Here is a 13,578-nt window from a genome sequence, read left to right on the forward strand (position 1 = left end):
GAGCCGGCGGGGTCAGCGGGCGGACCGGGCGTGGCGCTCCCGGCGGACCCGCTCGGCAAGGTGCGACGGCATGGGCTCGTACCGTACGCGGACGCGGTCGAAGCGGCCGGTGCCGTGGGTGAGGGAGCGGAGGTCGACGGCGTAGCGGTCGATCTCGAGTTCCGGGACCTCGGCGCGGACGAGGGCCTGGCCGGGGCCGGCCTGCTCGGTGCCGACGACATGGCCCCGGCGGCCGGAGAGGTCGCTCATGACGGGGCCGACGTACTCCTCGGGGACGAGGACGCGCACCTCGGCGACGGGCTCCAGCAGGCCGACGGGGGCGTCGGCGGCGGCTTCGCGCAGGGCCAGCGCCCCGGCGGTCTGGAAGGCGGCGTCGGAGGAGTCCACGGAGTGGGCCTTGCCGTCGACGAGGGTGACGCGGACGTCGACGAGCGGGTACCCGGCGGCGACGCCGCGCGCGGCCTGGGCGCGTACGCCCTTCTCGACGGAGGGGACGAACTGGCGGGGCACGGCTCCGCCGACGACCTCGTCGGCGAACTCGACGCCGGATCCGGGCGGCAGCGGCTCCACCCGGATGTCGCAGACGGCGAACTGGCCGTGCCCGCCCGACTGTTTGACGTGCCGGCCGCGGGCCGCGGCGGGGGCGGCGAAGGTCTCGCGCAGGGCGACCTCGTGGGGCACGACGTCGACCTGGACGCCGTGGCGGGTGCGGAGGCGTTCGAGGGCGACGTCCATGTGCGCTTCGCCGAGGCACCACAGGACGACCTGGCCGGTCTCCCGGTTCTGCTCCAGGCGCAGGGTGGGGTCCTCGGCGGCGAGCCGGGCCAGCCCCTGGGAGAGCCTGTCCTCGTCGGCCTTGCCGCGGGCCCGGACGGCGAAGGGGAGCAGCGGGTCGGGCAGGGTCCAGGGGGCCATGAGGAGCGGGTCGTCCTTGGCGGAGAGGGTGTCGCCCGTCTCGGCGCGGGAGAGCCTGGCGACGCAGGCGAGGTCGCCGGCGACGCAGTGGTCCATCTGGTGCTGCTGCCGGCCGAAGGGGGCGAAGAGGGCCCCGACGCGTTCGTCGGCGTCGTGGTCCTCGTGGCCGCGGTCGGCGAGGCCGTGCCCGGAGACGTGCACGGTGTCGTCGGGGCGGAGCGTGCCGGAGAAGACGCGGACGAGGGAGATCCTGCCCAGGTACGGGTCGGAGGTGGTCTTGACGACCTCGGCGGCGAGGGGGCCATCGGGGTCGCAGGCCAGGGCGGGNCGGGGTTCGCCCCGCGGGGTGGTGACCTCGGGGACGGGGCGCTCCAGGGGAGTGGGGAAACCGCGGACGACCAGGTCGAGGATCTCGACGGTGCCCAGGCCCTGCCCGGCGCCGGGCGGTGCGGGGGCCGCGGCGAGCACGGGGTGGAAGGCGCCCCGCGCGACGGCCTTCTCCAGGTCCTCGACGAGGGTCTTGAGGTCGACGTCCTCACCGCCGAGGTAGCGGTCCATGAGGGTCTCGTCCTCGCTCTCCGCGATGATGCCCTCGACGAGGCGGTTGCGGGCGTCCTCGACGGGGGCGAGCCGGGCGTCGTCCGGGGGGCACTCCCTCCGCTCCCCGGACGAGTAGTCGAGGACCCGGCGGGCGAGGAGGTCGACGAGGCCGGTGGCGGGGGCGTGCCCGTCGGGGGCCGCGGGGCCGAACACGGGCACGTGGAGGGGGAGGACCGCGTCGGGGTCGTCCCCGCCGAAGAGCTCGCCGCAGAGGCGGGTGAGCCGGTCGAAGTCGGTGCGGGCGGTGTCGAGGTGGGTGACGACGATGGCGCGGGGCATGCCGACGGCCGCGCACTCCTCCCACAGCAGGCGGGTGGAACCGGGAACGGCCTCGGCCTCCTGTGCGGCCGAGACGACGAAGAGCGCGGCGTCGGCGGCGCGCAGGCCGGCGCGGAGCTCGCCCACGAAGTCGGCGTAGCCCGGGGTGTCCAGGAGGTTGATCTTGCAGCCGGCCCATTCGAGGGGGACGAGGGAGAGCTGCACGGACCGCTGCCGGCGGTGTTCGATCTCGTCGTGGTCGGAGAGGGTGGAGCCGTCCTCCACCCGTCCGGCCCGGTTGACGGCGCCCGCGGTGAGGGCGAGGGCCTCGACGAGGGTGGTCTTGCCGGATCCGCTGTGGCCGACCAGCACCACGTTCCTCACGGAGGAGGGCCGATCGGCCGCCGCCGCCCTTCCGGCGGCCCCGGTGCGGGTGTTCGCCTTGTCGCCCATGGTTCTTCCTCCCGATCGCCGGTGGACGGTGAGGTGGGGGCGCGGACGCGGGAGCGGCGCGGGGCCCGGCTGCGGCCCCGGCGGGACGGCTCCGTCGGCGTCCGCGGTGGTCCTTCGAGCTTTCCACTCCGCCCCGGCCCCGTCCATACGACGGGCTTCCGCCGACGTCGGGGGCGGTGGCCCGCCCGGGTGCCCGGGGTGGGGAGGGAGCGCGCGTGGCTACGATGGGCCAGCCGGTGGCCGAACGGGCCGCCCGGGCACCACCGACCCCTCGGGAAGGCCATGCTGAACAAGTACGCGCGTGCTTTCTTCACGCGTGTTCTCACACCGCTCGCCGCGTTCCTGCTCCGACGCGGGGTGAGCCCCGACGCGGTGACGCTCGTCGGGACCGCGGGCGTCGTGGTGGGAGCGCTGGTCTTCTTCCCGCGCGGGGAGTTCTTCTGGGGCACGATCGTGATCACGCTGTTCGTGTTCTCCGACCTCGTCGACGGCAACATGGCACGTCAGGCGGGTGTCTCCAGCCGCTGGGGCGCCTTCTTGGACTCGACGCTCGACCGGGTCGCGGACGGAGCGATCTTCGGCGGGTTCGCGCTGTGGTACGCGGGCGGCGGCGACGACGAGGTGCTGTGCGCGGTGTCGATCTTCTGCCTGGCGAGCGGCCAGGTCGTGTCGTACACCAAGGCGCGCGGGGAGTCCATCGGGCTTCCCGTCGCGGTGAACGGCCTGGTGGAGCGGGCCGAGCGGCTGGTGGTGTCGCTGGTCGCGGCGGGGCTGGCGGGGCTGCACGCGTTCGGCGTGCCGGGTGTGCGGGTGCTGCTGCCGGTGGCGCTGTGGCTGGTGGCCGTGGGCAGCGCGGTCACCCTCGGGCAGCGGGTGGTGACGGTCCGGCGCGAGGCGGCGGAGGCCGACGCGGCGGCCGGCGGAGGTCCGCGCGCGGAACGGGGGAGCGCGTCGTGAGCACCGCGGGGGAGCGCCTGGCGGACGCCCTGTACGGACTGGGCTGGGCGACGGTGAAGAGGCTGCCGGAACCGGTCGCCGCCGGGCTCGGGCGGCGGATCGCGGACACGGCGTGGAAGCGGCGCGGCCAGGGGGTGCTGAGGCTGGAGGCGAACCTGGCGCGGGTCGTGCCGGACGCCCCGCCCGAGCGGCTCGCCGAGCTGTCGAGGGCCGGGATGCGCTCGTACATGCGCTACTGGATGGAGTCGTTCCGGCTGCCGTCGTGGAGCACGGAGCGGGTGGCGCGGTCCGTCGAGATCGAGGACATCCACCGCCTGACGGACTGCCTCGACGCCGGGAGGGGGGTGGTGCTGGCGCTGCCGCACCTGGCCAACTGGGACCTGGCGGGCGTCTGGGCGACACGGGCGCTGGGCATTCCGTTCACGACGGTCGCGGAGCGGCTGAGGCCCGAGTCCCTGTACGACCGGTTCGTGGCGTACCGCGAGTCCCTGGGCATGGAGGTCCTGCCGCACACCGGCGGGTCCGCCTTCGGGGCGCTGGCGCGGCGGCTGCGGTCGGGCGGGCTGGTGTGCCTGGTCGCGGACCGCGACCTGTCGTCGTCCGGGGTCGAGGTGGACTTCTTCGGGGAGCGGGCGCGGATGCCGGCGGGCCCGGCGCTGCTCGCGCAGCACACCGGGGCGCTGCTGCTGCCGGCGACGCTCTGGTACGACGGCGCGGCGACGATGCGCGGCCGGATCCACCCGCCGGTCGAGGTGCCGGAGTCGGGGACGCGGGCCGAGAGGACGGCCGCGATGACGCAGGCCCTGGCGGATGTCTTCGCCGGCGGCATCGCCGACCACCCGGAGGACTGGCACATGCTGCAGCGGTTGTGGGCGGCCGACCTGGACCCCGGGAAGGGGCCGAGATGAGGATCGGCATCGTCTGCCCGTACTCCTGGGACGTCCCCGGCGGCGTCCAGTTCCACATCCGCGACCTGGCGGAGCACCTGATCCGGCTCGGCCACCGGGTGTCGGTGCTGGCGCCCGCGGACGAGGGGACGCCGCTGCCGCCGTACGTCGTGTCGGCGGGGCGGGCGGTGCCCGTGCCGTACAACGGGTCGGTGGCCCGGCTGAACTTCGGGTTCCTGTCGGCGGCGCGGGTGCGGCGGTGGCTGTCCGAGGGCACGTTCGACGTCATCCACATCCACGAGCCGGCCTCCCCGTCGCTGGGGCTGCTGGCGTGCTGGGCCGCGCAGGGCCCGATCGTGGCGACGTTCCACACGTCCAACCCCCGGTCGCGGGCGATGATCGCGGCGTATCCGATCCTCCAGCCGGCGCTGGAGAAGATCAGCGCGCGCATCGCGGTGAGCGAGTACGCGCGGCGGACGCTGGTGGAGCACCTGGGCGGTGACGCGGTGGTCATCCCCAACGGCGTCGACGTGGACTTCTTCGCCCGCGCCGAGCCGAAGGAGGAGTGGCGGTCGCGGGACGCGGCCGGGGGCGGGACCCTGGGGTTCATCGGCCGGATCGACGAGCCCCGCAAGGGGCTGCCGGTACTGATGCGGGCCCTGCCGAGGATCCTGGAGGCCCGGCCCGGGACGCGGCTGCTGGTCGCGGGGCGGGGCGACGAGAAGGAGGCCGTCGCGTCGCTGCCGGCCGGGGCGCGGCGGCACGTGGAGTTCCTCGGGATGGTCAGCGACGAGGACAAGGCGCGGCTGCTGCGCAGCGTCGACGTGTACGTGGCGCCCAACACGGGCGGCGAGAGCTTCGGCATCATCCTGGTCGAGGCCCTGTCGGCGGGCGCCCCGGTGCTCGCCAGCGACCTCGACGCGTTCGCGCAGGTCCTCGACCACGGGGCGGCCGGCGACCTGTTCCCCAACGAGGACGCGGACGCCCTCGCCGACGCCGCGATCAGGCTGCTGGGGGACGGGGAGCGGCGTGCCGGGCTGCGTGCGCGGGGCAGCGCCCACGTGCGGCGCTTCGACTGGTCGACGGTCGGCGCGGACATCCTGGCGGTGTACGAGACGGTGACGGACGGGGCCGCGTCGGTCGCGGCGGACGACCGGACGACGGGCCTGCTGGCCCGCTGGGGGCTGGTGCGGGACTGAGGGCCTCGCGGCGGGCCCGGAACCCCCCGGTGCGGTCCGCCGGGGCCGCCGGTCGCGCCGCCGTACGGTACGGACCGTCGCCGTCCGGTACCGGTCCGGCGGGGGATCCGCCCGGGAGCGGGGGAACGGCACCGGGTGTGCGGAAGCCCGGGGCCAGGCCCGATCTGGTCCCCGCCGCCGCCCCGGCCGGCCGCCGCCGGGCGCCCTCCGCGCCGTGCCCGAGGGTGAAGGCCCCGCCGGGGCGGCCCGGTAGCCTTTCCGCCCGTGATCGAAACGCTGATCTGGATCGCCGTCGCCCTGTTCGCGATCGGCCTGTACCTGAGCTGGACCGCGGGGCGGCTCGACCGGCTGCACGCCCGGATCGACGCCGCCCGCGCCGCGCTCGACGCGCAGCTGCTGCGACGCGCCTCGGTCGCCCAGGAGCTGGCCACGTCGGGGATCCTCGACCCGGCGGCGTCGATCGTGCTCTACCAGGCCGCCCACGCCGCGCGGCAGGCGGAGGAGGAGCAGCGGGAGGTCGCCGAGAGCGAGCTGAGCCAGGCGCTGCGCGCGGTGTTCGGCGAGCCGGAGCAGACGGAGGCGGTGCGCCGGGCCCCCGGCGGGGAGGAGGCGGCGGGCGAACTGGCCGCCGCGGTGCGCAGGGTGCCGATGGCGCGGAGGTTCCACAACGACGCCGTGCGGGCGGCGCGGGCGCTGCGCCGGCACCGGAAGGTGCGCTGGTTCCGGCTGGCGGGGCACGCGCCGTTCCCGATGGCCTTCGAGATGGACGACGAGCCGCCGGCCGCACTGGCGGACCGGCCGTCCTGAGCGGACCCGCGCGGACGGCCCGACGCACGGACGGCGCCCGGCGGCGGGCACGGCAGACGGCGGTGGGCGGCGCGGGCGGCGCCCGCCAGGGGTCCGGCACTCCGTACGGGCGGAATCCGGCCACATCGAATCGGGCCACCGTCTTCCCATTGGCTCTTGCCGTGGACTGCTCCGGCCGTGTTTGCTCGCCCGTGTTGTCCCCGGGCTCCGCGCCCGCCCCGTTTTCCCGAATGAGGTCCGACGTGTCCACCACGCCCACCACCCCCCCGCAGTCCCCCGAGACCGGCACCGCGCGCGTCAAGCGCGGCATGGCCGAGCAGCTCAAGGGCGGCGTGATCATGGATGTCGTCACGCCGGAGCAGGCGAAGATCGCCGAGGACGCCGGCGCCGTCGCCGTCATGGCGCTGGAGCGGGTCCCCGCCGACATCCGCAAGGACGGCGGAGTGGCCCGGATGTCCGACCCGGACATGATCGAGGGCATCATCGAGGCCGTCTCGATCCCCGTCATGGCCAAGTCCCGCATCGGCCACTTCGTCGAGGCGCAGGTCCTGCAGTCCCTCGGCGTCGACTACATCGACGAGTCCGAGGTCCTCACCCCGGCCGACGAGGTCAACCACTCCGACAAGTGGGCCTTCACCACCCCGTTCGTGTGCGGCGCCACCGACCTGGGCGAGGCCCTGCGCCGCATCGCCGAGGGCGCGGCCATGATCCGCTCCAAGGGCGAGGCCGGCACCGGCAACGTCGTCGAGGCCGTCCGCCACCTGCGCCAGATCAAGAACGAGATCGCCCGGCTGCGCGGCTACGACAACAACGAGCTGTACGCCGCCGCCAAGGAGCTGCGCGCCCCGTACGAGCTGGTGAAGGAGGTCGCCGAGCTCGGCAAGCTGCCGGTCGTGCTGTTCTCCGCCGGCGGCGTCGCCACCCCCGCCGACGCCGCGCTCATGCGCCAGCTCGGCGCCGAGGGCGTCTTCGTCGGCTCCGGCATCTTCAAGTCCGGCGACCCCGCCAAGCGCGCCGCCGCCATCGTGAAGGCCACCACCTTCTACGACGACCCGAAGATCATCGCGGACGCCTCCCGCAACCTGGGCGAGGCCATGGTCGGCATCAACTGCGACACCCTGCCCGAGGCCGAGCGCTACGCGAACCGGGGCTGGTAACGGCCATGGGCACCACCCCCGTCATCGGCGTCCTGGCCCTCCAGGGCGACGTACGGGAGCACCTGATCGCCCTGGCCGCGGCGGACGCCACGGCCAGGCCGGTCCGGCGCCCCGAGGAGCTCGCCGAGGTCGACGGCCTGGTCGTCCCGGGCGGCGAGTCCACCACCATCTCCAAGCTGGCGAACCTGTTCGGGATGGCGGAACCGCTGCGCGCGCGCATCGCGGCCGGCATGCCCGTCTACGGCACCTGCGCCGGGCTCATCATGCTCGCCGACAAGATCCTCGACCCCCGGTCGGGCCAGGAGACCCTGGGCGGCATCGACATGATCGTCCGCCGCAACGCCTTCGGGCGGCAGAACGAGTCCTTCGAGGCGCGCGTCGAGGTCGCCGGCGTGGACGGCGGCCCCGTGGAGGGCGTCTTCATCCGCGCCCCCTGGGTCGAGTCCGTCGGCGCCTCCGTCGAGGTCCTCGCCGAGTACGACGGCCACATCGTCGCAGTACGGCAGGGCAACGCGCTCGCCACGTCGTTCCACCCGGAGCTGACCGGCGACCACCGCGTGCACGCCCTGTTCGTCGACATGGTGCGCGCCGTGGGCGCATGAGATCCCGGTAGGATCTCTGGGGTTCGTTCCGAGTTCGGTTACGCGAAGGAGACAGGCAGATGTCCGGCCACTCTAAATGGGCCACGACGAAGCACAAGAAGGCCGTGATCGACGCCAAGCGCGGCAAGCTCTTCGCGAAGCTGATCAAGAACATCGAGGTCGCGGCCCGCACGGGCGGCGGCGACCCCGAGGGCAACCCCACGCTCTACGACGCCATCCAGAAGGCCAAGAAGCAGTCGGTCCCGAACAAGAACATCGACTCCGCGGTCAAGCGCGGCTCCGGCCAGGAGGCCGGCGGCGCCGACTACGAGACGATCATGTACGAGGGCTACGGGCCGAACGGCGTCGCGGTGCTCATCGAGTGCCTCACCGACAACCGCAACCGCGCCGCCTCCGACGTCCGCGTCGCGATGACCCGCAACGGCGGCTCGATGGCCGACCCCGGTTCCGTGTCGTACCTCTTCAACCGCAAGGGCGTCGTGATCCTCCCCAAGGGCGGCCTGACCGAGGACGACGTGCTCGGCGCGGTCCTCGACGCCGGCGCGGAGGAGGTCAACGACCTCGGGGAGACCTTCGAGGTGATCAGCGAGGCCACCGACCTGGTCGCGGTCCGCACCGCCCTCCAGGACGCCGGCATCGACTACGAGTCGGCGGAGGCCAGCTTCGTCCCGACCATGCAGGTCGAGCTGGACGAGGAGGGCGCCCGCAAGATCTTCAAGCTGATCGACGCGCTGGAGGACAGCGACGACGTGCAGAACGTCTTCGCCAACTTCGACGTCTCCGACGACGTCATGGCGAAGGTCGACGCCTGATCCGCGACGACGCCGTCCGACGACACGGGCCGACGGGACCACCCCGTCGGCCCGTCGCGTTGTCGGTGCCGGCCGATAACCTGCAGGAACCGGGGGTACCCCCCGGAGGTGACCGGGGGAGAGAGAAGGAGGCCGCGTGCGCGTGCTTGGGGTGGACCCGGGTCTGACCCGGTGCGGGATCGGCGTCGTCGAGGGGGTCGCGGGACGCCCGCTGACCATGCTCGGCGTCGGCGTCATCCGCACGCCGGCCGACGCCGACCTCGGCCACCGGCTCGTCGCCGTCGAACGCGGCATGGAGGAGTGGCTCGACGCGCACCGGCCCGACCTGGTCGCCGTGGAGCGCGTGTTCAGCCAGCACAACGTCCGCACGGTGATGGGCACGGCCCAGGCCAGTGCCGTCGCCGTGCTCTGCGCCTCCCGCCGCGGCCTCCCGGTCGCGCTGCACACCCCCAGCGAGGTCAAGGCCGCCGTGACCGGCAGCGGCCGCGCCGACAAGGCACAGGTCGGCGCCATGGTGACCCGTCTCCTGCGGCTCTCCGCCCCGCCCAGGCCCGCCGACGCCGCCGACGCCCTCGCCCTCGCCATCTGCCACATCTGGCGGGCCCCCGCGCAGAACCGCCTCCAGCGGGCGGTCGCCGCACAGCACGCGTCGAAAGGCCGAACCGCATGATCGCCTTCGTGACCGGGCCGGTCGCGGCCCTCACCCCGACCACCGCCGTCGTCGAGGTCGGCGGTGTCGGCATGGTCCTCCACTGCACGCCGGACACCCTCTCCACGCTGAGGGCCGGACGGGAGGCCCGGCTGCACACCTCGCTGGTCGTCCGCGAGGACTCCCTGACCCTGTACGGCTTCGCCGACGACGACGAGCGGCAGGTCTTCGAACTGCTCCAGACCGCCAGCGGCGTCGGCCCGCGCCTCGCCCAGGCCATGCTCGCCGTCCACAGCCCCGATGCCCTGCGCGCCGCCGTCGCCTCCGGTGACGAGAGGGCCCTCACGGCCGTCCCCGGCATCGGCAAAAAGGGCGCCCAGAAGCTCCTGCTGGAGCTGAAGGACCGGCTCGGCGCCCCGGCCGGCCCGGCCCGGCCCGCCGCCGGCGCGGCCGGCTGGCGCGACCAGCTGCACGCCGCGCTCGTCGGACTCGGCTACGCCGCCCGCGAGGCCGACGACGCGGTCGACGCCGTCGCCCCGCAGGCCGAGGCCGCCGGCGGCGAGCCGCCGATCGGCCCGCTGCTGAAGGCGGCCCTGCAGACCCTCAACCGCGCCCGCTGACCCGGCCGCCCCCACCCCGCGAGGAGACGTTCAGTGAACTGGGACGAGACGACCGACGCGACCGCCCCCGAGCGGCCCGCCGGCCCCGACGCGGACCGGCTGGTGGGATCGGTCGCCGACCGCGACGACCAGGCCGTCGAGGCCGCGCTGCGCCCCAGGGACCTGGACGAGTTCATCGGCCAGCAGAAGGTCCGCGAGCAGCTCGACCTGGTCCTCAAGGCCGCCCGCGCCCGCGGCGCCACCGCCGACCACGTCCTGCTCTCCGGCGCGCCCGGCCTCGGCAAGACCACGCTCTCCATGATCATCGCTGCGGAGATGGGCGCCCCCATCCGGATCACCTCCGGCCCCGCCATCCAGCACGCCGGCGACCTCGCCGCGATCCTCTCCTCCCTCCAGGAGGGCGAGGTCCTCTTCCTCGACGAGATCCACCGCATGTCCCGGCCCGCCGAGGAGATGCTGTACATGGCCATGGAGGACTTCCGCGTCGACGTGATCGTCGGCAAGGGCCCCGGAGCCACCGCGATCCCCCTGGAACTGCCGCCGTTCACCCTGGTCGGCGCCACCACGCGGGCCGGGCTGCTGCCGCCGCCGCTGCGCGACCGCTTCGGCTTCACCGCGCACATGGAGTTCTACGCCCCCGCCGAACTGGAGCGCGTCGTCCACCGCTCCGCACGCCTCCTCGACGTGGAGATAGACCCCGAGGGCGCCGCCGAGATCGCCGGCCGCTCCCGCGGCACGCCCCGCATCGCCAACCGCCTCCTGCGCCGCGTCCGCGACTACGCCCAGGTCAGGGCCGACGGCGTCATCACCCGGGAGATCGCGGCGACCGCCCTGGCCGTCTACGAGGTCGACGCCCGCGGCCTGGACCGGCTCGACCGCGCCGTCCTGGAGGCCCTGCTGAAGCTGTTCGGCGGCGGCCCGGTCGGCCTGTCGACGCTCGCCGTGGCGGTGGGGGAGGAGCGGGAGACCGTCGAGGAAGTGGCGGAACCGTTCCTCGTACGGGAGGGACTGCTCGCCCGGACGCCGCGGGGCCGCGTCGCCACTCCGGCCGCCTGGTCCCACCTCGGACTCGTACCGCCGCAGGCCACGGGCACCGGGACCGGGCAGGCAGGTCTGTTCGACGCGTGACGGCGCGGGGACTCGCCGGGGCAGGAACCACGGTGGGATGCTGGGCGTTGTTCCATCGATGCGGACTCGCTTAGACTCCGCCGATGCCGCCCCTTCAGGCGGTGTGCCCACCCCCCGTAGATCAGGCCGCCCAGCAGCGCGGTCGTGCGAAGGAATTCCGTCCCGTGGATAACATCGGCGTACTTCTCCCTTTCATCGTGCTCATCGGGGCCATGTTCCTCATGACTCGCTCTGCCAAGAAGAAGCAGCAGCAGGCCGTGGAAATGCGCAACCAGATGCAGCCGGGCACCGGCGTGCGGACGATCGGGGGGATGTACGCCACCGTCAAGGAGGTCGGCGACGACACGGTCCTCCTGGAGGTGGCGCCGGGCGTCCACGCCGTCTACGCGAAGAACGCGATCGGCGCCGTCCTGGAGGACGAGGAGTACAACCGCATCGTCCACGGCGACACGGGCTCCGGCGACGTGAAGTCCGGTGACCTCCCGGCCGTGCCGGACGACGCGTCCTCGCTCTCCGACCCCGCCGACGGCACCGCGAAGCCGGACCTCACCAAGAAGGCCGACACGGACGACGCCGCGCCCCGGAAGGGCGAGACCGACGGCGAGGCCGACGCGAAGTAGCCGCACGCGGAACCGCCGGGCGCCCGCGGCGCCCGGCGGTTCCCGGGCTCGCGTCACATCTGCATCTGCGGGGGCGGGTCCCCACGCACACTTCGTGGCCGCCCCGCGCACACCCGGCGCCGAGCGGTTGGACAGGGAGATACGACAAGGTGGCAGCACCGAAGAAGGGCAGAAGGCCGTCGGGGGGCCAGGGAAGGCCGGGGCGCGCCCTGGTACTGATCCTGATCGCGATGGCCGCGCTCACCGGCGGCATGTTCTGGTCAGGTCACACCACGCCGCGCCTCGGCATCGACCTCGCGGGCGGCACGACCATCACGCTCAAGGCGAAGGCCGAGCCCGGCAGGGAAGACGCCGTCAACGAGACCAACATGAACACGGCGATCGGCATCATCGAACGCCGCGTCAACGGTCTCGGCGTCCAGGAGGCCGAGGTCCAGAAGCAGGGCACCGAGAACATCATCGTCAACATCCCCAAGGGGACCGACGAGGAGCAGGCCCGCCAGCAGGTGGGCACCACCGCCCAGCTGTACTTCCGCCCGGTGATGTCCGTCGCGATGAGCGAGCCCGCGGCACCGGCGCCCTCCGGCAGCCCCTCCGCCGGCCCGTCGCCGAAGCCCTCGGCGAGCCCCACCAAGGGCGGCGACGAGGTCACCGCGCCCTCGGCGAGCCCCACCACGCAGGGGCGCGCCCTCACCGACGCCCTGCGGAAGGCCCCGAGCCCCGGCGCCTCCGGCGGCCCGTCCGCCGCGCCGAGCCCCAGTGGCTCCCAGCTGCCCGCCCCGGCGGTCTCGCCGAGCACCGACCCGACCGCGGACGCCGGCCTCCAGGCCAGGTTCGCCGCGCTCGACTGCTCCGATCCCAAGCAGCGCGCCTCCGTCAAGGGCGCCAAGCCCACCGAGGCGGCCCTCGCCTGCGGCCAGAACGGCGGCGTGTGGGAGAAGTACCTGCTGGGCCCCGCCGTCGTGGACGGCAAGGATGTCGACGACGCCCGGGGCGCGCTCGACCCCGAGCGCGGCATCTGGAAGGTGCAGCTGGAGTTCAACGACAAGGGCGCCAAGAAGTTCGCCGAGGTCACCGGTCGGCTCGCCACGCAGGCGTCGCCCCAGAACCAGTTCGCGATCGTCCTCGACGGCGACGTCGTCTCCGCCCCGTCGGTGAGCTTCGCCATCCCGGGCGGGCAGGCGGAGATCACCGGCAGCTTCAACCAGAAGACGGCGCAGGACCTCGGCAACATGCTCTCCTACGGTGCGCTGCCGCTCTCCTTCGAGGAGCAGTCCGTCACCACCGTCACCGCCGCCCTCGGCGGCGAGCAGCTGCGCGCCGGCCTGATCGCCGGTGCGATCGGCCTCGCCCTCGTCGTGGTCTACCTGGTGGTGTACTACCGCGGCCTGTCGCTCATCGCGATCCTGTCGCTGGGCGTCTCCGCCGTCCTCACCTACACGATCATGTCGCTGCTCGGCCCGGCCATCGGCTTCGCGCTGAACCTGCCCGCCGTCTGCGGCGCGATCGTCGCGATCGGCATCACCGCCGACTCGTTCATCGTGTACTTCGAACGCATCCGCGACGAGATCCGCGAGGGCCGCACCCTGCGTCCCGCCGTCGAGCGGGGCTGGCCGCGCGCCCGCCGCACGATCCTCGTCTCCGACTTCGTGTCGTTCCTGGCCGCCGCGGTGCTGTTCGTCGTCACCGTCGGCAAGGTGCAGGGCTTCGCGTTCACCCTCGGCCTGACCACCCTCCTCGACGTCGTCGTGGTGTTCTTCTTCACCAAGCCGCTGATGACGCTCCTGGCCCGCGGGAAGTTCTTCGGCGGCCAGCACCCGTGGTCGGGCCTGGACCCGAAGCGGCTCGGTGCGCAGCCGCCGCTGCGCCGCACCCGCCGCGTATCCGTCACGACCGAACCGAAGGAGGCGTGAG

13 protein-coding genes and 1 pseudogene are annotated in these 13,578 nt (G+C 73.9%); 12 read left to right on the top strand and 2 right to left on the bottom strand.

All coding sequences use genetic code 11. The annotated features are described in order from the left end of the window. Positions 1-12: 12 nt before the first annotated feature. Together MW084_RS20975 and MW084_RS20980 are read right to left on the bottom strand one after the other, a co-directional pair. A partial coding sequence (locus MW084_RS20975) for an EF-Tu/IF-2/RF-3 family GTPase (RefSeq protein ID WP_275563738.1) occupies positions 13-1,242 on the bottom strand: 1,230 nt, incomplete at its 5' end. 1 nt (position 1,243) lies between these two features. Further along, positions 1,244-2,226: pseudogene (locus MW084_RS20980) on the bottom strand (GTP-binding protein); the annotation flags it as partial. A gap of 282 nt (positions 2,227-2,508) precedes the next feature. Between MW084_RS20980 and pgsA the strand changes: the two are divergent. The 12 genes from pgsA (at position 2,509) to secD (ending at position 13,577) form a co-directional block, all read left to right on the top strand. Continuing rightward, the gene (gene pgsA, locus MW084_RS20985) at positions 2,509-3,183 is read left to right on the top strand and encodes a phosphatidylinositol phosphate synthase (RefSeq protein WP_010472325.1); all 675 of its coding nucleotides are present in this window, start codon (positions 2,509-2,511) and stop codon (positions 3,181-3,183) included. Continuing rightward, positions 3,180-4,091, top strand: a complete 912-nt coding sequence (locus MW084_RS20990; RefSeq protein ID WP_010472326.1) for a phosphatidylinositol mannoside acyltransferase — start codon at positions 3,180-3,182, stop codon at positions 4,089-4,091. Before pgsA ends, MW084_RS20990 begins: the two co-directional genes overlap by 4 nt. Then, complete coding sequence (locus MW084_RS20995; RefSeq protein ID WP_010472328.1) at positions 4,088-5,269, top strand: glycosyltransferase family 4 protein; 1,182 nt, start codon at positions 4,088-4,090, stop codon at positions 5,267-5,269. The genes MW084_RS20990 and MW084_RS20995 overlap by 4 nt, the downstream gene beginning before the upstream one ends. A gap of 264 nt (positions 5,270-5,533) precedes the next feature. Further along, positions 5,534-6,076 carry a hypothetical protein gene (locus MW084_RS21000; protein WP_010472330.1) on the top strand — a complete coding sequence of 181 codons (543 nt, stop codon included), beginning with the start codon at positions 5,534-5,536 and terminating at the stop codon, positions 6,074-6,076. Positions 6,077-6,318: 242 nt separating this feature from the next. Then, positions 6,319-7,233 carry a pyridoxal 5'-phosphate synthase lyase subunit PdxS gene (pdxS, locus tag MW084_RS21005; RefSeq protein WP_010472331.1) on the top strand — a complete coding sequence of 305 codons (915 nt, stop codon included), beginning with the start codon at positions 6,319-6,321 and terminating at the stop codon, positions 7,231-7,233. A gap of 5 nt (positions 7,234-7,238) precedes the next feature. After that, entirely contained in the window at positions 7,239-7,835 is a 597-nt protein-coding gene (gene pdxT / locus MW084_RS21010) for a pyridoxal 5'-phosphate synthase glutaminase subunit PdxT (protein WP_010472333.1), read from the top strand. A gap of 59 nt (positions 7,836-7,894) precedes the next feature. Further along, on the top strand, positions 7,895-8,647 hold the full coding sequence (locus MW084_RS21015; protein WP_010472336.1) for a YebC/PmpR family DNA-binding transcriptional regulator: 753 nt from the start codon (positions 7,895-7,897) through the stop codon (positions 8,645-8,647). Between the two features lie 136 nt (positions 8,648-8,783). Beyond that, positions 8,784-9,317, top strand: coding sequence for a crossover junction endodeoxyribonuclease RuvC (gene ruvC / locus MW084_RS21020; protein ID WP_029553623.1), 534 nt, complete (start codon positions 8,784-8,786; stop codon positions 9,315-9,317). Then, on the top strand, positions 9,314-9,916 hold the full coding sequence (gene ruvA, locus MW084_RS21025) for a Holliday junction branch migration protein RuvA (RefSeq protein ID WP_275563739.1): 603 nt from the start codon (positions 9,314-9,316) through the stop codon (positions 9,914-9,916). The genes ruvC and ruvA overlap by 4 nt, the downstream gene beginning before the upstream one ends. A 33-nt stretch (positions 9,917-9,949) precedes the next feature. Continuing rightward, the gene (gene ruvB / locus MW084_RS21030) at positions 9,950-11,044 is read left to right on the top strand and encodes a Holliday junction branch migration DNA helicase RuvB (RefSeq protein WP_010470476.1); all 1,095 of its coding nucleotides are present in this window, start codon (positions 9,950-9,952) and stop codon (positions 11,042-11,044) included. A gap of 221 nt (positions 11,045-11,265) precedes the next feature. Then, positions 11,266-11,664, top strand: coding sequence for a preprotein translocase subunit YajC (gene yajC / locus MW084_RS21035; RefSeq protein ID WP_372500039.1), 399 nt, complete (start codon positions 11,266-11,268; stop codon positions 11,662-11,664). Positions 11,665-11,813: 149 nt separating this feature from the next. Further along, positions 11,814-13,577, top strand: coding sequence for a protein translocase subunit SecD (secD, locus tag MW084_RS21040; protein ID WP_010470474.1), 1,764 nt, complete (start codon positions 11,814-11,816; stop codon positions 13,575-13,577). The last annotated feature ends 1 nt before the right edge of the window (position 13,578 follow it).

The sequence above is a fragment of the Streptomyces sudanensis genome (assembly GCF_023614315.1).
Classification (GTDB): Bacteria; Actinomycetota; Actinomycetes; order Streptomycetales; family Streptomycetaceae; genus Streptomyces; species Streptomyces sudanensis.